17 protein-coding genes are annotated in these 19,302 nt (G+C 51.7%); all 17 read left to right on the top strand.

From position 1 onward, the window contains the following. The first annotated feature begins 7 nt into the window (after positions 1-7). Positions 8-907: a nickel/cobalt ABC transporter permease gene (gene opp1C / locus ACH6EH_RS02135; protein WP_397330960.1), complete on the top strand. Its 900-nt coding sequence runs from the start codon at positions 8-10 to the stop codon at positions 905-907. Beyond that, positions 904-1,743, top strand: coding sequence for a staphylopine uptake ABC transporter ATP-binding protein CntF (gene cntF / locus ACH6EH_RS02130; RefSeq protein WP_397330893.1), 840 nt, complete (start codon positions 904-906; stop codon positions 1,741-1,743). The genes opp1C and cntF overlap by 4 nt, the downstream gene beginning before the upstream one ends. Continuing rightward, positions 1,718-2,461 carry an ABC transporter ATP-binding protein gene (locus ACH6EH_RS02125; RefSeq protein WP_397330892.1) on the top strand — a complete coding sequence of 248 codons (744 nt, stop codon included), beginning with the start codon at positions 1,718-1,720 and terminating at the stop codon, positions 2,459-2,461. Before cntF ends, ACH6EH_RS02125 begins: the two co-directional genes overlap by 26 nt. A gap of 71 nt (positions 2,462-2,532) precedes the next feature. Continuing rightward, entirely contained in the window at positions 2,533-3,729 is a 1,197-nt protein-coding gene (cntE, locus tag ACH6EH_RS02120) for a staphylopine family metallophore export MFS transporter CntE (protein ID WP_397330891.1), read from the top strand. A 109-nt stretch (positions 3,730-3,838) separates the two neighbouring features. Continuing rightward, positions 3,839-4,972 (top strand): NAD(P)/FAD-dependent oxidoreductase, encoded by a 1,134-nt coding sequence (locus ACH6EH_RS02115; RefSeq protein WP_397330890.1) that lies wholly within the window; start codon positions 3,839-3,841, stop codon positions 4,970-4,972. 270 nt (positions 4,973-5,242) lie between these two features. Next, complete coding sequence (gene hxlA, locus ACH6EH_RS02110; RefSeq protein WP_208202677.1) at positions 5,243-5,875, top strand: 3-hexulose-6-phosphate synthase; 633 nt, start codon at positions 5,243-5,245, stop codon at positions 5,873-5,875. 7 nt (positions 5,876-5,882) lie between these two features. Next, positions 5,883-6,446, top strand: coding sequence for a 6-phospho-3-hexuloisomerase (gene hxlB, locus ACH6EH_RS02105; protein WP_397330889.1), 564 nt, complete (start codon positions 5,883-5,885; stop codon positions 6,444-6,446). A gap of 86 nt (positions 6,447-6,532) precedes the next feature. Further along, the gene (locus tag ACH6EH_RS02100) at positions 6,533-6,946 is read left to right on the top strand and encodes a winged helix-turn-helix transcriptional regulator (RefSeq protein WP_397330888.1); all 414 of its coding nucleotides are present in this window, start codon (positions 6,533-6,535) and stop codon (positions 6,944-6,946) included. 224 nt (positions 6,947-7,170) lie between these two features. Beyond that, positions 7,171-8,325 (top strand): AI-2E family transporter, encoded by a 1,155-nt coding sequence (locus ACH6EH_RS02095; RefSeq protein WP_397330887.1) that lies wholly within the window; start codon positions 7,171-7,173, stop codon positions 8,323-8,325. A 348-nt stretch (positions 8,326-8,673) separates the two neighbouring features. Next, the gene (locus ACH6EH_RS02090) at positions 8,674-10,200 is read left to right on the top strand and encodes a malate:quinone oxidoreductase (RefSeq protein WP_397330959.1); all 1,527 of its coding nucleotides are present in this window, start codon (positions 8,674-8,676) and stop codon (positions 10,198-10,200) included. 171 nt (positions 10,201-10,371) lie between these two features. Further along, positions 10,372-11,106: a class I SAM-dependent methyltransferase gene (locus ACH6EH_RS02085; protein ID WP_397330886.1), complete on the top strand. Its 735-nt coding sequence runs from the start codon at positions 10,372-10,374 to the stop codon at positions 11,104-11,106. Between the two features lie 106 nt (positions 11,107-11,212). Next, positions 11,213-11,701, top strand: coding sequence for a cupin domain-containing protein (locus ACH6EH_RS02080; protein ID WP_397330885.1), 489 nt, complete (start codon positions 11,213-11,215; stop codon positions 11,699-11,701). A gap of 234 nt (positions 11,702-11,935) precedes the next feature. Then, positions 11,936-13,735 (top strand): M28 family peptidase, encoded by a 1,800-nt coding sequence (locus tag ACH6EH_RS02075; protein ID WP_397330884.1) that lies wholly within the window; start codon positions 11,936-11,938, stop codon positions 13,733-13,735. Positions 13,736-14,012: 277 nt separating this feature from the next. Then, the gene (locus tag ACH6EH_RS02070; protein WP_397330883.1) at positions 14,013-15,467 is read left to right on the top strand and encodes a PTS mannitol transporter subunit IIBC; all 1,455 of its coding nucleotides are present in this window, start codon (positions 14,013-14,015) and stop codon (positions 15,465-15,467) included. A 59-nt stretch (positions 15,468-15,526) separates the two neighbouring features. Further along, positions 15,527-17,581, top strand: coding sequence for a BglG family transcription antiterminator (locus ACH6EH_RS02065; protein ID WP_397330882.1), 2,055 nt, complete (start codon positions 15,527-15,529; stop codon positions 17,579-17,581). 16 nt (positions 17,582-17,597) lie between these two features. Next, a complete protein-coding gene (locus ACH6EH_RS02060; RefSeq protein ID WP_138225869.1) occupies positions 17,598-18,035 on the top strand; it encodes a PTS mannitol transporter subunit IIA in 438 nt (145 codons plus the stop codon). Further along, a complete protein-coding gene (locus ACH6EH_RS02055) occupies positions 18,032-19,180 on the top strand; it encodes a mannitol-1-phosphate 5-dehydrogenase (protein WP_397330881.1) in 1,149 nt (382 codons plus the stop codon). The genes ACH6EH_RS02060 and ACH6EH_RS02055 overlap by 4 nt, the downstream gene beginning before the upstream one ends. Positions 19,181-19,302: the final 122 nt, after the last annotated feature.

Below are 19,302 nucleotides of genomic sequence, written 5' to 3'. Positions count from 1 at the left end.
CATGAATATGAGGTTAAGGCTGAAGCGCCTGTTTAGTGATCCTCTTGCGGCTCTGTCACTGGGTGTAATTACCCTGATTATGACAGCCGGGGCCTTTGCGCCCTTCTTTGCTCCCCATGATCCGTATGAAGTGAACATGAGCCTCCGGTATGCCGGCAGCTCGATGGAGCACTGGCTGGGGAACGACCATCTTGGACGATGTATTTTGTCACGGCTCATTTATGGCATTCGCCCCAGTGTGATCTGGGTGTTCGGGACTTTGCTTCTTTCTGCTCTGTTCGGCGCCCTGCTCGGTCTGGTGTCCGGTATTCTGAGAGGTAAAACAGAGGCGGTCATTATGGGCGCCTGTGATGTCGTGCTTTCTTTTCCCGGCACGGTAATGACTCTGGCTATTGTCGGCATGCTGGGCGTGGGGATGGAGAACATTCTGCTTGCCTTTATCCTGTTAAAATGGGCCTGGTTTGCGCGAGTTGTGCGCGCTTCCGTGCTGCAATACACCGAATCAGAGTATGTCAAGTTTGCCAAGGTTATAGGAGTGCCCACATCCAAGATTATGACCAAGCATATCATTCCGGTGACCCTGCCGGATTTCGCTGTTGCTGCAAGCGGCTCCTTTGGCTCTATGATCCTGCAGATCTCCGGCTTCTCTTTTCTCGGCCTTGGCATTCAGGCCCCTCATGCCGAGTGGGGGATGATGCTGAATGAGGTTCGGGATGTTCTGTTTACGAAGCCAGAATTTGTGATCGCTCCTGCCCTGGCCATTATCATTACGGTATCTTCCGTACAATTTCTGGCAGATGCACTGCAGAAGGCACTAAATCCCCAGCTCAGCGCGAAGGGAACGGTACCTGTAACCAGTGTGGCGACTGGAAATCAACGTCTCGCGAAAGGAGAGGTGGCTGGATGAGCCAGGATATACTGACCGTCGACAAGCTCCAGATCTGGGATCGGCACAGCGAGCAGATGCTCGTTCATGGCAGTTCTTTTTCCGTGAGGGAAGGCAGTTGTCTTGCTATCGTCGGTGAAAGCGGCAGCGGCAAATCCTTGACCTGCAAATCGGTTATGAGGCTGAATCCCCCAAGCTTAGCTCATTCGGGAACGATGATGTTCAAGGGTCTTGATCTGAATAAGCAGTCCCGTTCTCAGATGAGGGGCATGCGGGGACGTCATATGTACATGATTCTGCAGCAAGGGATGAGCGCCTTCGATCCGTCGAGAGCCGTGGGACATCATGTGAAGGATGTGCTGAAGCAGCATTTTGGATGGGGGAAGCAGGAGGCCTTTAAGCAGATGAGTGACGCGATGCGCAAGGTCATGCTGAATCAGCCGGAGGATACGCTTCAGAAATATCCCCATCAGCTGTCCGGTGGCATGCTGCAGCGGATGATGATTGCCCTTGGGCTCGTGCTGAAGCCGGAATTAATTGTGGCAGATGAGCCGACAACGGCGCTGGACACGATCTCGCGGTTTGAGGTCATGGAGCAGCTGTCGCTGCTTCAGCAGGAGCTGGGATGCTCCATGATTCTCGTGTCCCACGATCTGGGCATGGTCCACAAGCTGGCCGACGATATGCTCGTCATGAAGAAGGGGCACATTGTGGAGGCCGGAAAGACTTCAGAGCTGTTTGACCATGCCGGGCACGAATATACCCGGTACCTGATCTCGACGAAACAGAAGCTGTCACAGGCATTTCAACAAGCACTTGGAGGTGAAGACCGTGCTGGAAGTCCAGTCCATACATAAGAGCTTCAAAGCAAGCGGGTGGTTAACCGGCAAGCCTCAAAAGGTACTGCATGACGTTTCCTTACATTGTCTTCCTGGAGAATGCCTGGGCATTATCGGTGAGAGCGGCAGCGGTAAATCGACCCTGGGACGGCTGATCCTGGGACTGGATCAGCCGGACAGCGGCAAGGTGCTGTTTGAAGGACAGCCTGTTTCTCAAGCCAAAGTAAGACGAGGCAATATGAGCGCGGTTTTTCAGAACTATACCTCCTCCATGAATCCTTATTTCACGGTGCGGGAAGCGCTGCTGGAGCCTTTCGGACTGCAGAGCAGGAAGGAAGTGGACCGGGAGCGCCGGATGAAGGAGCTCTTGTTTCAGGTCGGTTTAAGTCCGGCTTATCTAAACAAGGCACCGCATGAGCTGTCCGGAGGCGAAGCTCAAAGGGTATGCATTGCCCGAGCGATTTCCACGCAGCCGAAGCTGATTGTCATGGATGAGGCGGTTAGTTCGCTCGATGGATCTGTGCAGCTGCAGGTTCTGGAGCTGTTAAAAGGCTTGCACAAGCAGCTAAATACCGCATACATCTTCATCACGCATGATATACAGGCCGCAGCGTTCCTCTGCGACCGCATCCTTGTGTTCCGCCAAGGCCGAATTGAGGAGAACCTCCACGTATCCGAGTTGCAGCACGCTCAGAGTGACTATACTCGCACCTTGCTGAGCATGAGTATGTATTAGGAAGACCTGTATCAGCATCAGCATTGAATCCAGCTAGCTTTCATTATAGCTGTAGAAAGGAGTGAAGCACATTGACGGGTGCGCTCGCTTGGCCCTTTATGCGCCTCTATTTATTGACCCTGCTGTATTTTAGTGCCAATGCCGTGCTGAATGTGATGATTCCACTGCAGGGAAACGCACTGGGCGCCAGTAATACGGCCATCGGAATGATAATGGGAGCTTATTTGTTTACTACAATGCTGTTTCGCCCCTGGGCGGGGCGCCTGATTCAAAAATACGGGCCGGTGACCATTTTGCGGAGCATTCTGTTAATCAACGGAGCCGCGCTTATTCTATACACGATATCGGGCCTTGAAGGTTACTTTGTCGCAAGAATGCTGCAAGGCGCCGTGACCGCTTTTTTCTCCATGGCTCTCCAGATTGCCATTATGGATGCTCTGCCCGAGAAAGACCGGGGGCAGGGCATTTCCATGTATTCCTTATGCTCTTATATTCCTGGAATATTGGGGCCGCTGCTGGCGCTGGGGCTCTGGCAGACGGGCAGCATGAGCGGATTTGCCTTCGTGATGATTGGGATCGCAGTCTTCACGGGCTGGGTGGGCTTTACGGTGGTCATCAAGGAGGAGCCGATTGAAGACAAAGAACAGTCTTCTGCAAAAAAATCCTCGATGGGCGTATCCTTTAAACAGGTATTTCTGAATCGGGACCTTCTGAGGTGCAGCATCATCATGCTGGTAGCATCCATGATTTTTGGTGCGGTCACGACGTTCATTCCCCTTTATGCCCAAGAGGTGAAGCACGGCGAAGCATGGCTGTATCTGATGCTGCAAGCCGCGGTCGTCGTCGCCTCCCGTTTCACACTTCGGAAGAAGATTCCTTCCGATGGGCGCTGGCATGCTTCTTATGTAGCATGGGTCCTGCTGCTGCTGACCTTAGCAGCCATTTGCACGGGGGCTGCCTCCAGCCTGGGCGCGGCAGTTTTTTATGCGGGGGCTTTACTGATGGGAGTCGCCCAGGCAATGATCTACCCTTCGCTCACCACCTACCTGACCTTTGTCCTGCCGGCGGAGCAGCGCAACGTACTCATCGGATGGTTCATTGCATCGGCTGATTTGGGTGTTTCTATGGGAAGCGTCTTGATGGGGCCGCTTGCAGACCTGTTTTCCTACGGGGTCATGTATGGTGTTTGTGCCGTTCTTGGCGGCAGCTTGATCTTGTTTGCCTTCGGTGCTCCACATCGGGAACGGAATCCACAGCAGCCTGTATAGGGCTGGGGGAAGCTGGCAATGTCTTGATCAGAGGCAGGAAGCTTGTATTTTAACGGGAGATGTCGTACCTTGAGAAGAAGAGTCAAGCTTTCAAGAAAGGTATACATCTATGACACAAAAAGCAATTGTAATCGGCGCCGGCATTCTTGGCGCTTCGGCCGCCTATCATCTTGCAAGCCAGGGTGCTGAGGTGCTGATCATCGACCGGGCTGATGCTGGACAGGCTACGGCTGCGGCTGCGGGCATAATCTGTCCCTGGCTTTCCCAGCGCCGAAATAAGGCCTGGTATCAGCTTGCAAAGGCTGGAGCAGCATTTTATCCTGACTTGGTGCAGGCTCTGGAGCAGGAAGGGGAAAGTGACACCGGGTATGCTCAGGTTGGAGCCATCAGCATCCATGAGGACGAAGCCAAAATTCGACTTATGCAAGAGCGTGCGGCTCTCCGCAAGGGCGAGGCACCAGAGATCGGACAGATCCGCTCCCTCTCAGAGGCCGAGACCCGTTCTATGTTTCCTCTCCTGAAGGAAGGCTACAGATCTGTGCACATTAGCGGCGCGGCACGTGTAGATGGCCGTGCCCTGCGCGATGCGCTGCTGCGCGCAGCCAGAAATCATGGGGCGAAGCTGCTGCATGGGGAAGCGGTGCTTGAGGTTCACGAAGCCCGGGTTACCGGCGCCCGCCTGGGCGAGGCATCATATTCCGCCGATGAAGTGCTTGTGTGTGCAGGGGCTTGGGCGGATGAACTGCTGCAGCCGCTGGGCATCCCTTTTCAAATCTCACATCAGAAGGCGCAAATTATGCATCTGAAGATGAACTCCATAGCCGAAACCGGGACCTGGCCGGTAGTCATACCGCCCACGGATCAATACCTTCTGGCTTTTGACGAGCAAAGGATCGTCATGGGTGCGACGCACGAGAATGACGCATCACTGCACGATACCGCTGTGACCGCCGGAGGCATGCAGGAAATACTGAACAAGGGTCTCCAGCTGGCACCTGCTTTGGTGGGCAGCACGCTGCAGGAGGTTCGTGTTGGCTTTCGACCCTTTACACCTGGATTTCTTCCCGTGATCGGCCGCATGCCAGGCTGGAAGGGGCTGCTAGCCGCGAATGGACTGGGTGCCTCAGGCCTCACAGTGGGTCCGTTTCTCGGGCGGCAGCTGGCACGGTTAGCTCTTGGTGAAGAGCCGGAGCTGGATCTTTCCCTTTATGATCTCACTCATGCAATTTCAGAAGCAGAATGAAGGGCTGTATGGTATCTCGCATTTACGCAAGTTTAAGAAGCCTTCCGGAACGGTTCAGAACGTCTTGATCCGCTGGAAGGTTTTTTTATCTTATAGCAGCTTGGCAAAACAATGAAGGATGAGATCCGTCTCCAATCCTTGCTGCACCGCAATTCTAACCTTCGCGTAAGTATCTGACTTTAAAGTACGTACTTCCATAAAGGACAGCTCTGGACCTACAATATCCTTGTTTAAGAAACTGAAATGAACCGACAAGGAGAGAGTAAACATATGGAACTACAGCTCGCACTAGATTTGGTCGATATTCCGGAAGCCAAGAAGCTGGTGGCACAGGTCGCCGACTATATTGACATTGTTGAGATCGGCACACCGATCGTGATCAATGAAGGACTGCACGCCGTCAAAGCCATGAAGGAAGCCTTTCCTCAGCTGCGTGTACTCGCTGACCTTAAAGTGATGGATGCCGGAGGCTATGAAGTGATGAAGGCTTCAGAGGCAGGGGCAGACATTATTACAATTCTGGGCGTATCCGACGATTCCACGATCAAAGGCGCGGTTGCGGAAGCTGCCAAGCAGGGCAGACAGGTTATGGTGGATATGATCAATGTCAAGAACATGGAAGAGCGGGCCGCGGAGATTGATGCTATGGGCGTAGATTATATTTGTGTGCACTCCGGCTACGACCATCAGGCTGAGGGCAAAAATTCCTTCGAGGAGCTGAACGCCATCAAGCGTGTCGTGAAACATGCGAAGACTGCAATTGCCGGCGGCATCAAGCTGGATACGCTGCCCGAGGTCATTCAGGCTCAGCCGGATCTGGTCATCGTTGGCGGCGGCATTACGGGTGAAGCAGACATTCAGGCAGCCGCTTCTCGCATGAACGATCTGATCAAGCAGGGCTGATATCAAGATGATGAGTAATTCTTTTGCCCAAGCTTTAGCAATTAGCGGCGAAATCAGCACTGCTGTGAAAGAGATCAACACAGAGGAAGCAGAGAAGCTGGCAGAGCGTATTATGCAAGCCAGAAGCGTCTTCGTCGCCGGCGGCGGGCGCTCCGGTTTGATGATGAAAGCTTTTGCCATGCGGCTGATGCAAATGGGGTACCAGGCCTACGTAGTCGGTGAGACGGTGACACCAGCCATTGGTCCAGAGGATCTGCTGTTGATCGGCTCAGGCTCCGGGGAAACGCAAAGCCTATGTGCCATGGCGAACAAGGCGAAGAGCCTTGACGCCTCGCTGGCACTCATCACGATTCAGCCCGGCTCTACCATCGGAAAGCTGGCGGATGCTGTGCTGAAGCTTCCCGGAGCCACAAAGGATCAGGCTGGTGTTACAGGGACAACCCGGCAGCCGATGGCCTCCCTCTTTGAGCAGACGCTGCTTGTTGTACTGGATGGTATGATTCTAAAGCTGATGTCGATGCAGGAGCTGTCTTCGGAAAACATGTTTGTTCAGCATGCCAATCTGGAGTAGCCGTCGCTTGCAGTATGGTGCGCACGCCCTGTTTTGAGATTTACCTGCCTTTCAAGGTATACTTGATGAGGAAGGGAGGGCGTCATATGGCCCATGAAGTCAAAGACCGAATCAATCTGAAGGAAATTAACTGTCATAAAGAGCTGACGCTTGCCGTTATTGGCGGCAAGTGGAAGCTGATTATATTGTGGCATCTGGGACTCGAAGGCGTAAAGCGCTTTGGCGAGCTGGACCGCCTCATCCCGAATATTACGCAAAAAATGCTGACCAATCAGCTTCGGGAGCTGGAGGAAGACCAGCTTGTGCAGCGTGTAGTCTATCCCGAGGTTCCGCCGCGGGTCGAGTACTCGCTGACTCCTTACGGTCAAAGCCTGATGCCGATACTCAATCTGATGTATGATTGGGGCAAGCAATATGGCGAGACGGTGGTTTGGAAAGGCGAGGTCAACTCGCTGGAGATGAAATCCGGCAAGAGTGCAGGTTCATCCCTTTCTTCATAACGTTAATATCAGGCGAGACCCGGGATTCCCGGGTCTTTTTGTGTTTCGGCTATAAATCTAGTACAGGCCGCATATAGATCTAATGAGGTTGTCTAAGGCGGAGCCTGCACATTTGATCTTTCGCAAACTGGACATGACGGCTTGTGAAACATTATAGTTAAAGGAGCAAAGCTCGCTGAGTAGCATGGCCTGCTAAAGGTATGATGAGATGAGGGAGGACGTATATGGAGCAGCCCCGCATTTGGCCGGATCGATTTAAACGTTTTTTTCTGAACAATAAATTTGTACTTCTGCTGTTCATCTTGCTGCTGGCCAGCCTTAACATATTTATTCTAAGCAAGATCACGTTTATTTTGTATCCGCTGAACGTATTAATCAAGACGATTATTTTGCCGATTGTGTTGTCCGGTATTTTGTATTATTTGCTCAATCCGCTCGTCAATGTGATGGAGGAGTGGAAGATCAAGCGTGTCTGGTCGATCCTGATTCTGTTTCTGGCCATCGCCGGGATTCTGACTGTTGTGGTGCTGGCTGTCATTCCCGTGCTGCGCAATCAGATTATGGGCTTGATTAACAATTTTCCGGCTTATAGTGAAACCGTTCGGCAGCAGTTTGAGGATCTAACAGGAAGTGAGCTGTTCGGACAGCTTCAGGGTGCCTTAAATGTCAATTCCGAGGAATGGTGGGGCACCGTCACAGAGAAAACGACAGAGCTCTTCAAGAATACCTGGACCCGACTGGGGGGCTTCCTGGGCGCATTCACGGAGACTGTATTGTCGATTATTACGGTGCCATTTATCCTGTACTACATGCTGAAGGATGGCAAAAAGCTGCCGGTCAAGATTCTGTCCTTTCTGCCTACGAACAGCCGCTCCGGCATCTTGCATGTCCTGCAGGACATCAACCGCCAGATCAGCTCATTTATTCGTGGACAGATTATTGTCAGCTTCTGCATTGGCATTCTGCTGTACATCGGCTACATGATCATTGGCCTGGATTACGCATTGATTCTGGCGATCATTGCTTCATTTACCAGCGTAGTTCCTTATCTCGGGCCGGCCATTGCAATTACGCCCGCGTTGGTTGTAGCCATCGTGACTTCCCCCATTATGCTGCTCAAGATGATTGCGGTGTGGACCATTGTGCAGCTGATTGAAGGCAAGTTCATTTCTCCGCAGATTATGGGAAAAACGTTAAAGATTCATCCGATCACGATTATATTTGTCATTCTTACGTCAGGCAACCTGTTCGGCGTAGTGGGCGTACTGCTGGCCGTACCTGGATACGCAGTGCTCAAAGTATGCGTGACCCATCTGTTTGAATGGTTTAAATCCTCCTCAGGCTGGTATGAGCCGCCCGTAGACCCTCGTTTGAAGTAAGCAAGAAGCTTGAATAGCCCCTGATCCTGGCGTTATTTCGCTAAGGAGAGGGGCTTTTTTAGCTATGAAATTTCTAGCTGGATCATCCTTTATAAATGGCACGGACAGCAGGTGCAGGGCCCAAATGTCCGTATATTGTCTTTAGATTGTCATATCTATCTTTTTTAACGTCTTTAAATGGTTTATAATAGGAAGGAAGAGTTCATATTTCATGCCATGAATTAATATGAGTAGAACGAGAAGCGGAGTCAATTTTACACAGGAAAGCTGCACTCTCTTAGCTTGATTTGATCTGTACAGAGGACAGGGAGACAGCCTTTTACTGCGAATACATGGATAAGGAAGGTAATCATGAGCGTACAGAAAAAAACAGACGTGATCTTGATTGGTGCCGGCGTAATGAGCGCAACCTTGGGCGCCATATTGAAGCAGTTATCTCCGGAGTGGGAGATTAAAGTGTTCGAGAAGCTGGGCAGCTCAGGGGAAGAGAGCTCTAATGAGTGGAATAATGCGGGTACCGGCCACGCTGCATTATGCGAGCTGAACTACACGTCGGAGAAGCCCGATGGATCTATTGACATCAGCAAAGCGATCAAGATTAACGAGCAGTTTCAGCTATCCCGGCAGTTCTGGTCTTTTCTCGTGAAGAACCGCTTGATTCAGAATCCGCAGGATTTCATTATGCCAATTCCCCATATGAGCATGGTGCAGGGGGACAAGAACGTTGAGTTTCTGAGAAAGCGCTTTGAAGCTTTATCCACCAATCCGTTATTCCAAGGAATGGAGTATTCAGAGGATCCGGAGCAGCTGAAGCAGTGGATTCCGCTGATTATGGAAGGCCGAAAGTCCGGCGAGAAGATTGCTGCGACGAAGATTGACTCCGGAACGGATGTGAACTTCGGAGCCTTAACTCGCATGCTGTTTCAGCATTTGAACCAGCAGGGCGTGAAGACCTATTACAAGCATGCTGTCAAGAATTTAAAGCGCAACCAAAGCGGCGGCTGGGACCTGAAGGTGCAGAATCTGAACACCGGCCAGGTAGAGCAGCACTCGGCCAAGTTCGTCTTTATCGGCGGAGGCGGGGGAAGCCTTCCACTGCTGCAGAAGACTGGCATTCCGGAATCGAAGCAGATTGGCGGCTTCCCGGTAAGCGGCTTGTTCATGGTATGTAACAATCCGGAGGTTGTAGAGCAGCATCATGCCAAGGTGTATGGCAAGGCTAAGGTAGGTGCGCCTCCGATGTCCGTGCCTCACCTGGATTCCCGCTATATTAATAATAAGAAATCATTGCTGTTTGGACCGTTTGCCGGCTTTACCCCTAAATTCCTGAAGACCGGATCTTATTTCGATCTGATCGGCTCTGTGAAGCCGAATAACCTCCTGACCATGCTTGCTGCTGGCGCGAAGGAAATGGCCCTGACGAAATACCTTATTCAGCAGGTCCTGCTCTCTAACGAGAAGCGCATGGAGGAGCTTCGGGAATTCATTCCGAACGCAAAGAGTGAAGACTGGGAAATGGTCGTTGCCGGACAGCGCGTTCAGGTTATTAAGGATACCCCAACAGGCAGAGGCACCCTGCAGTTCGGTACAGAAGTCGTCAGCGCCTCCGACGGCTCGGTGGCCGCACTCCTCGGCGCATCGCCAGGCGCTTCCACGGCAGTGCACGTCATGCTGGAGGTGCTGCAGAAATGCTTCCCGCAGCATATGCAGAAATGGGAGCCGAAGATCCGTGAGATGGTGCCTTCCTATGGCATGTCGCTAACCGATAACCCGGAGCTGTTCCACGAAATTCATGCTTCAACAGCTATGACACTGGGTCTTGCTCAGGCTGATTCCACAGTTAATCATAAAGCGCCATCTATTATTAATCTGTAGCTGCTGCCATTAAGTCATGCATGACCGCTTCAATAGATCCTGTGATCTATTGAAGCGGTTCTTTTTTTTATTTGTTGGGATATCCAGATGGCCTTTGTTACAGCTTATACATGCGAGGGTATGTAACGTTTAAAGAATCAAGATTCTGATCTGTTGAAGGAGGAAATACGGATGTCATCTGCAGAATTTGAACAAGCCCGGGAATCCGAAGAGAAATACCATGCCAAGCTGTATGAAAGCAAGGATATTCTTGAGCCGGGCAGCTGGATGTCTGAGCCTGTCCCGATCGTTATGGAGCTGCTGGAGCAGGTGCTTCAGGAGCATCAAGATCCGGTCGTGCTGGATCTGGGGAGCGGTCCTGGACGCAATGCAATCCCGATGGCACAGCGATTGAAGGAATCCGGACATGGCCGGGTCATCGGTACAGACCTACTGGATGAAGCGGTCAGCAAGCTGCAGGACAACGCAGTCAAATACGAAGTACAGCCCTTTATTCAAGCCATGCAGGCCGATGTGGAGGATGGACAATATGAAGCCGAATCGTACCACTATATTGTGGCCTGCGGCTGTCTGGAGCATGTATCCTCTAAGGCCGCATTGCGGGATGTGATTGCAAGGCTCCAGGAGGCGACCAAGCCAGGAGGCATTCACTGCTTATCCATGAATACAGAGGTTCGGGAAAAGCAATTGTCTACGGGTGAAGAGGAAGCCGCACAAATTGAGCTCAATATGAGCGAATCGGAGGCTCAAGCACTGTTGGCGGAGGTTTACCGCGGATGGCGTATTCTCGAGGACGAAGAGAAGGAGGTTTCCATCCAAGAGGAGAAATATGAGGAGCCGACCGAATTTCATGCAAATACAATCTTTTTTGCCGCTCAAAAGCCATTGTCCACACAGAAGGGTTAAGTGATCTCATTTCCGATTGTTGTAAATCCATGAGTCTATAGGCTGGGCATATGCATAGGATACATTATCGGCTTTTTCATGACCTTAAGAGTGAGGAGAGTGCGTCATGTATCCTGGTTTTCATCCGTATCATCCCGGCCATCCGCAGGCATATCAAGATACTTGTTCCTGTCACGGCCAGCTTAAGCTCGTCGATTATGGCAAAAGACCGCTAGTCATCAACATCGATGAGGCCTCCAAGCGCAATCAGACGTATCGCACGGCACTGTGGACGGGAGACCATTTTCAGGTCACGCTAATGAGCATTCTTCCCGGAGAAGATATTGGTCTGGAGGTGCATCCCTCCACAGATCAATTCCTGCGGATCGAAGAAGGGCAGGGTCTGGTTCAAATGGGGCCCTCTGCAAACCAGCTGGACTTTGAAGTGATGGCATGTGATGATTATGCCATTATCGTACCGGCCGGAACCTGGCACAATATCACCAATACAGGCCCTATGCCGCTCAAGCTGTACGTGATTTATGCTCCACCCGAGCATCCGTACGGCACCGTGCATGTGATCCGCGCCGATGCTATTGCGGCGGAACAAGGGTAATCCCCTCCATTGTTTATTACATCAGTATAAACAGGCAGCCCAAGATGGGCTGCCTGTTTGCTGTGAGTATATGCAAAAAAAATATTATTTAAGTCTTCTATAAAATATTAATATATGGTATTTATGGTTTGATATGTTTGGTATAATGAGCTCATCATCAAATACTAAATCTCTAATAAACAAACTAGAAATGACATCTATGGCTTTTAAAGAAAAAACGAGGAGATGATGACCGTGAAGACTGTCAAAGTTCAAAACGAAGCTCTCGGCAAGCGCTCTGCAGCCGCTGTAACGACGTCCCCTTACAGGCCATGGACACCGATTGTGTTTCTTCTTACCACGGTTCTAATCATCACCGCCGTGCTGTGGGCAGAGTCCCCGACAGCCCCTAAACCGGTCAGTGCTCCACTGGATCAGTTCTCAGCTGAACGGGCGATGAGTCATATTCAGCAGATCGCCCAAGAGCCTCACCCGAGCGGCTCTGAGGAGAATCTGAAGGTGCGCAATTATCTGGTAGAACAAATGGAGCTGCTGGGACTGAATCCGGAGCAGCACACCTTTACCTCCCGGGTTGTAACCCGGCGGATCAATGCCGAGATGGAGCTCACGAACCTGCGGGGCTTGATTCCCGGAACGGAGAACGGCAAGCCCCTGCTGCTCATGACTCATTATGACTCCGTCCCTACCGCGCCTGGTGCCAATGACGCTTCAGTAAGTGTCGGAGCCTTGCTGGAAACGGCGAGAGTCCTGCAGCAAGGACCTGCTCCACGCAATGATATCTGGATTGTGCTGACTGACGGCGAGGAGATTGGGCTTGCTGGGGCGAAGGGCTTCTTCAAGGAGCATGAGGAAGAGGATTTTGGACTGATTGCGAATTTTGAAGCCCGCGGCTCCAGAGGGGCCAGCTTTATGTTTCAGACCAGCGAGGGAAATCGCGGATTGATTGAAGAGTATGCCAAGACGGCTTCCAAGCCGGTTGGAAATTCCGTGCTCGTCGATTTGTATAAAAAAATGCCGAACGACACCGATCTTACCGTCGCGCTGGAGTACGGTCATCCCGGCATCAATTTTGCCTTTGGAGAAGGGTGGGAGGCTTACCATACGCCACTGGACAATATAGATCAGGTTTCACTACATACCTTGCAGCACCACGGCGAGAATGTGCTATCCATCGCCCGGCATTTCGGCAATCTGGACCTCTCTTCACTTGAGAATCCGGACAATCAGATCTATTTCAATCTGTTCGGCATGCTATTTCATTATCCTTCAAGCCTAGCAATCAGTATCCTTGTATTCCTGTTTCTAATGTGGCTGGGACTTGCCGTCTGGCTTCTGCGAAGCAAGCGGGCTCACTGGCGTGGAAGCTGTTGGGGAGCGGCCATTCCGTTATTCTCAGGACTGATGTCTACAGGAGTATGCTACTTGGTGTGGCTGGCAGTCCATAAGCTATGGGCAAGCTCCATGACTCAATTTACGGGAGCGGTGTACGATTCCATTCTGTACAGTCTCGTGTTCGTGCTGCTTACAGCAGCCATTCATATTGCCTGTACCCGGTGGCTGCAGCCTAAATCCTCTTCGCTCGAAATGATGCTGGGGGGTTCCGTCGTTGTTCTGATCCTGCTCGCAGCGTCAACCCTATGGCTGACGGGAGCAAGCTATTTATTCGCGGTTCCGCTAGCCGGTCTGCTGCTGCTGATGGGATTGTCGGCACGAACTCAGGAGTCCGGACGTTCTGCAGCAGAGGGCTCCCTGCTAGTGATTTTCGGATCGTCACTTTTGCCCTTGCTGCTATTCACTTCCATTCTGCATATCGTATTTCTCATGCTCCCGCCGTCCATTCATCTTTTTAGCATGATTATTATAGCTCCGGTCTTAGCAATGATGGCGCCTGCGATCCGTATGCTGTCCTTTTCCTGGAGATGGGTCATCCCGGTTTTTACCGTTTCTGCGGTGGTGCTTCTCGGTGTTGCGTGGTCTTTAGCAGAGCCAGGTCCGGATCGGCCCGTCTATACTGAATATGATCATGCGCACTGAGCCTTTAGGGTAAGAATCGGCCTGTATCCCCGTGAATGGGATGCAGGCTTTTTTTCATGGTCACAGGCTCGTCAATCATGCTGTGCTGCTCCCTCAATTCATGGACAAAATTGTCTCATTAGTTACGCTAAAAGTTGTCAACAATATTCATGACGAAAGTGTGTTTTCATTTCATTGTGAGAGAGGTCACTTTTGATTTAACATAAATGCAAAGGGCTTACAGATTACGCAGTATGTAAGCTTATCCTGATTTCATTTGTATTGAGGAGGCTTCAAGATGGCAACATCCACAGTAAACGAAAATCAACCGCGCGGGTTGAGAGTCGGTGTTCAAAAATTTGGTCGTTTACTTAGCGGCATGATTATGCCGAATATCGGTGCATTTATTGCCTGGGGTTTGATTACGGCGCTGTTTATTCCGACGGGCTGGATCCCTAATGAATATTTAGCGGTGCTGGTAGGTCCTGCAATTACGTACCTGCTGCCTTTGTTAATTGGTTACACAGGCGGGGAGATGATTCACGGCAAGCGGGGCGCGGTCATCGGCTCCATCGCTACAATCGGGGTCATTGTCGGCTCCAGTATTCCGATGTTTCTCGGCGCGATGCTTGTCGGTCCGCTGTCAGCATGGATTCTGAAACAGTTCGACAAAGCTGTTGAAGGCAAAATTCGTGCAGGATTCGAGATGCTCGTAAATAACTTCTCGATCGGCATCATCGGCGGACTGATTATGCTGGGCACCTACTCCGGAATTGGACCGGCTGTACAAGCCCTGACAAGCCTGTTGTCCGGCGGTGTTCAGTTCCTGGTGAACGCGAATCTGCTGCCGCTGGTGAATATTATTATTGAACCGGCCAAGGTGCTGTTCCTGAACAATGCCATCAATCATGGTATACTGAGTCCAATTGCGGTGGAGGAATCTGTTCGTGCCGGCCAGTCGATCCTGTACATGCTGGAATCGAATCCGGGTCCGGGTCTCGGCGTCCTGCTGGCGTATATGCTCGTTGGCCGAGGTGCAGCGAAGCAATCGGCGCCAGGCGCGGTTGTGATTCATTTCCTGGGCGGCATTCATGAGATTTACTTTCCTTATATCCTGATGAATCCACGTTTGATCCTGGCTGTCATTGCGGGCGGTGTATCTGGTACGTTCGTATTCCAGCTGCTCGGTGCCGGACTTACAGGTCCTGCATCCCCGGGCAGCATCATCGCCTATGCGCTAGTGACACCTAAAGGCGGCTATGCTGCGATGATCGCGGGTGTGGTTGTGGCAGCTGTCGTTTCGTTCCTGCTCTCCGTGTTCTTCCTGAAGACGAGCAAGAAGCAGGAAAACGACAATATTGAAGAAGCATCGGCCAAGCTGAAGGATATGAAGCAGGCAGGGGTAAGTGATAGCACAGCGGCTGCAACCGGTGCTGCGGAATCCGTAGAAGAGGCGGCCCAGCAGTTGAAGCGCGAAGAAGTGCGCAAGATTGTATTCGCTTGTGATGCCGGCATGGGTTCCAGTGCCATGGGAGCCTCGGTGCTTCGTAAGAAAATGCAGCAGGCTGACGTCAATGTGACCGTTGTTAATTCAGCCATTAGTGAAATCCCGGTTGATGCAGATATCGTCATTACGCAAAAAACGTTGACTGATCGGGCGAAATCAAAAATTCCTGCGGCGGAGCATATCTCCATCGAAAATTTCCTGAAAAGCCCTGAATATGACAAGCTGGTGGATCGTCTTAAAGGGTAACGGATGTGTACATGCCGGTATCATACCGGCAGGGTCCGCCATACTGGAGGCGATCGTTGTTGAACAAATTGACAGCAAGGCAGCGACAAATTATTCAGCTGCTGCTAGAGCACGACGGCGAAATCACAGCATCTGCATTGGCGCTGGATCTTCGTGTGAGCGTGCGCACCATATACCGGGAAATGGAAGGGCTGGAGCCTTTCCTTTCCCGTTTTCAAATAACATTAAAGAAAAAGTCCGGCAAAGGCATTGAGCTGGAAGGAACACCGGAGGCGCGAAGCAGCCTTGCCAGTGCTCTGACTGAGAGCATGACGGCTCACTACTCTGCTGAGGAGCGAAGGCTCGTCACTTTACTGCTCTTGCTTCAGGCGAATGAGCCGCTCAAGCTGTTCGCCCTGGCACATACCTTAAAGGTAACGCCGCAAACCATCACCCATGATTTGAACGAGCTGGAGGTATGGCTGCACAAATTTCGGCTGGAGCTGGTACGCCGGCGGGGATATGGCGTTGAGATCGGCGGCCAGGAAGAAGACAAGCGCAAAGCCATTTGTCAGCTCGCCAAGGACCATCTTGAGCCTTCGGACTGGATCGCGGGCAGAGAGCAGCAGCCTCCACTGAAGCAGCATCTGCTGACCCTGACAGGACAGCCCTTTGTCCTAAATGCAGAGCATATTCTATGGTCCAGCAGCTCCGGGTGGGTAAACGAGCTGAGTGAACAGGCCTATACCCAGCTGATATTGTCCTTGTCTGTGTCGCTGCAAAGGATTCAGCAGGGTCAGGAGGTTGAAGCGTCACCAGCTTCCATAGCCGGCTCATCATCTTATATGCCGCAGGCTCAGACGCTGGCAGATCAGCTAGCCGCGGATACCGGCCTTCCCATCAGCTCCGCAGAGGTAGAGCATATCGCATATTTGCTTCACACCCTGCAGCTAGAAGGGGCATCTCCTTATTTTATGTATACCGATCTGCATCTGCTGGAACAAATTCATCAGCTCATTCACAGGGTCGCACAGATGACAGGCTATCCGCTGCAAGGCGACAAATCGCTGCGCGAGGGATTACTGCAGCATATTGATCCCGCGCTGAAACGGATTCGTGAAGGCGCAAGCATCCGTAATCCGCTGCTGGGCTCGATTCGCAAGGATTATGGAGACCTGTTTCTCACCGTGAAGGAGGCGGTAGCAGGACTGCAGTGGGATTTGGACGTACCGGAGGAGGAAATCGGATTTTTGACGATGCATTTTGGTGCATCCTTAGAGCGTCTGCAGAAGCTCCAGCAGGAGGTACGGGCCATTCTTGTATGCAGCAGCGGCATTGGCTCGACTCAGCTGCTCGCCATGAGGCTGGAGAAGGAAATTCCTCAAATCCAGATTATACGTAACAGCTCCTGGTATGAAGCGGCCCGAATTCCGGAGGAAGAATATGATCTGATCATTTCTACGATAGACCTGCCGCTTCCTAAAGAGCGCTATATTCGCTTAAGTCCGTTGCTGAGCCGGGAAGATCTGGAACAGCTGATGGAGTATATCAGAACCACGACGCTTCACCAGATGAATATTGCGGGTACGAACCCGGGTAATAGAAAAGAGCAGATCTTTACGGTACAGCCCATGGATGAAATGATTTCCTTGCAGCATACGCTGCAGGAAATGGTGCTGCTGTTGGAGCGATTTCACAGCTACAGTCTGGATTCACAGAGCCATGAGCTGCAAGAGGTATTGATCTCCGCTTGTGCCAAGCTGTGGGAAGCGCAGCTGCTGAAGGATCCCGCTGTCGTCACCGATTTACTGCTGGAGCGGGAGCGGCAGGGCAGTCTGCTCATCCCGGATAGCTCGCTGGCCCTCTTTCATACGCGCAGTCATCATATCCTGGAGCCTGTTGTAGCTCTATTCCGTTTCCAAGCGCCTTTACCGATGGGGGACGGACACCACATGCGTGTGATGCTGCTAATGCTGGCACCGAAGGAGCTGCCGAAGGAAGCACTGGAGGTGCTGAGCGAGATTAGTGCCATGCTGCTCCGGCCGGAGCTTGTCACTTTAATGGAGCAAGGAAGTGAGCAGGAAATCAAGCTGTTTCTGTCCACGGAGCTGCTGAGCTTTTTCAAAAATAAATGATAAAGGTGTGTTCATAATGAGTATTCTTTCCGCAGATAAAGTAGTGCTTGACGCTAAAGCCAATGATAAATATGAAGCGATCCGCATGGCCGGACAGCTGCTGGTTCAAGCCGGTCATGTTGATCCGGAATACGTTGATCGGATGGTCGAGCGTGAAGACATCGCCTCCACCTACATGGGCAGCGGCCTGGCGATTCCGCACGGGACGAAGGAAGGCAAGGCACTCATTCATTCTACGGGTCTTTCTGTAGTTCGCTTTCCGGAAGGCGTGGACTTTGGTGGAGATGAGCCGGCATTTGTCGTGATCGGTATTGCAGGTGCAGGCGGAGACCATATGCAAATCTTGACCAATGTCGCAATGATCTTCAGCGAAGAGGAGAGCCTGGAGCATATTATGAATGCAGCAACGGCTGATGAGATCATTTCAATCTTTGAAGGAGGCTTGGAGGGATGAAGAAGGCCGTCCACTTTGGGGCGGGGAATATCGGCAGGGGCTTTATCGGTCTGCTGCTATCCCAGGCCGGGTATCAGGTTACATTTGTCGATGTGAATGACACGCTAGTGGGTGCCCTGAAAAAGGAGGGAGAGTATCCGGTCGTCCTGGCAGATGATCAGCCGCAGCAAATTATCGTCCGCGGGGTTAGCGGAATTAACAGCGCCATGGAGCCCTTTGAAGCGATTGCAGCCGCGGCGGAAGCGGACCTGATTACAACCGCCGTAGGAGTCAACGTGCTGAAGCATATTGCACCGACGATTGCGGCAGCCATATCGCAGCGGCTGGCTGATCCTTCACCGAAGCCGCTTCATATTATCGCCTGTGAAAATGCGATCGGCGGCAGTACGCAGCTGAAAGAGCACGTAGAGCCATTGCTGGATCGTGAAATCATTCAGAAGGCTGAAGGTCTTGTCGCCTTCCCGAACGCGGCTGTAGATCGTATTGTCCCTTTGCAGCAGCATGAAAATCCGCTGATGGTAGAGGTGGAGCCATTTTATGAGTGGGTTGTGGATGCTTCCGGCATGCTGCCAGGCTACATACCTGTAGAAGGCGTGCTGTATGTAAAGGAGCTTGCACCGTATATTGAGCGCAAGCTCTTCACCGTGAACACGGGCCACTGCTCTGCCGCATACCGAGGATACTTGAAGGGGCTGGAGACGATTCAGCAGGCGATGGCCCATCAGGATATTAAAGACGAGCTGGTTCAGGTCCTGAAGGAGTCGGGAGCCGTGCTGGTAGCAAAGCACGGCTTTGACCCTAAGGAGCATGATAGCTACATCCAGAAGATTCTGGAGCGTTTTCGGAATCCGGCGCTGCAGGATGACATTGTGCGGATTGGCAGATCTCCAATTCGGAAGCTTTCCCCTAATGACCGTCTCGTCTCTCCCGCTTTACAGGCCTTTGAGCGCGGTTTACCCTATCAAGGACTAGCCAAGTCCATGGCAGCAGCACTCCGCTTTAACGCAGCCGAGGACGAAGAGGCGGTTCAAATTCAGCAAAGCCTGAGACTGCGTGGCTTGACTCCGACAATCACCGAGATTACGGGAATCCTTGAGGACCATCCCGTCCATCAGGAAATTGTGAATCAATATCATCGTTTATAATCTAGGATCAGAGGTCGTTTCCGTAGAGGAAGCGGCTTTTTTTGATTTGTCCTGCATGGAAAAAAATCTCAACCTCTTCTCCGAAAATATAGTAAAATGAATTTCTGATGAAACATTTATAA

Origin of the sequence: Paenibacillus sp. JSM ZJ436 (assembly GCF_044383795.1) — a bacterium.
Lineage (GTDB): Bacteria > Bacillota > Bacilli > Paenibacillales > Paenibacillaceae > Paenibacillus_AQ > Paenibacillus_AQ algicola.
This window is presented reverse-complemented; position numbering and strand designations above follow the sequence as displayed.